Genomic DNA, 604 nt, shown 5'->3' with positions numbered 1-604 from the left:
GGATTCGAGCATCTGCGTGTAGTTGTGGCCGATCTTGTCCAGCAGCGCACAACGGGCGACTTCGAGGTATTTGACGTAATGGCCGTGCCAGACGACGTGCATGGTGTCGACGTCAAAAAACGGCACGAGGATTTCGGTGTCGGCGTGGAGCACTCTGGCGCTACGCATGCAGCCTCCAGTGTTGCGCGGCGATGCGTTGCAGGCACAGGCGCAATTCGCCTTCCAGGGCTCGGTCTTCGATCACCGGCGGGAAGTCCTTGGCGAGTTCTTCGTGCATTGCCGCCAGTGACGGTGGCAGCGGTCGCGCGTCTTGAGCCTGAGCGCGCAACCATACGCCTTGATTGGCGGCCAGCAGGGTGGCGGCGGCGACCTGTTCGGTCAGCTCCAGCACACGAATTGCATCGCGGGCGGCGATGGTGCCCATGCTCACCTTGTCCTGGTTGTGGCACTCGGTGGAGCGCGAGAACACGCTGGCCGGCATGGTGTTTTTCAGCGCTTCGGCGGTCCACGCGCTGGTGCCGATCTGCACGGCTTTGAAGCCATGGTTGATCATCGCGCGATCCGCCGGAGCACCGGAGAGGTTGCTCGGCAGACCGTGGTTGTA

The 604-nt window shown here is 62.9% G+C and carries 2 protein-coding genes; both read right to left on the bottom strand.

Translation table 11 applies throughout. The annotated features are described in order from the left end of the window. The coding region (locus BK660_RS32365) for an acyl-CoA thioesterase (protein WP_404942973.1) at positions 1–168 on the bottom strand (168 nt) is incomplete at its 3' end. Then, a partial coding sequence (locus BK660_RS32360; RefSeq protein ID WP_148057565.1) for an aromatic amino acid lyase occupies positions 161–604 on the bottom strand: 444 nt, incomplete at its 5' end. The genes BK660_RS32360 and BK660_RS32365, both read right to left, overlap by 8 nt.

Source organism: Pseudomonas brassicacearum, from assembly GCF_003732265.1.
GTDB classification, from domain to species: Bacteria; Pseudomonadota; Gammaproteobacteria; order Pseudomonadales; family Pseudomonadaceae; genus Aquipseudomonas; species Aquipseudomonas brassicacearum_D.
Note: the sequence above shows the minus strand (reverse complement) of the source record. Positions and strands in the feature narration are given on the sequence as shown.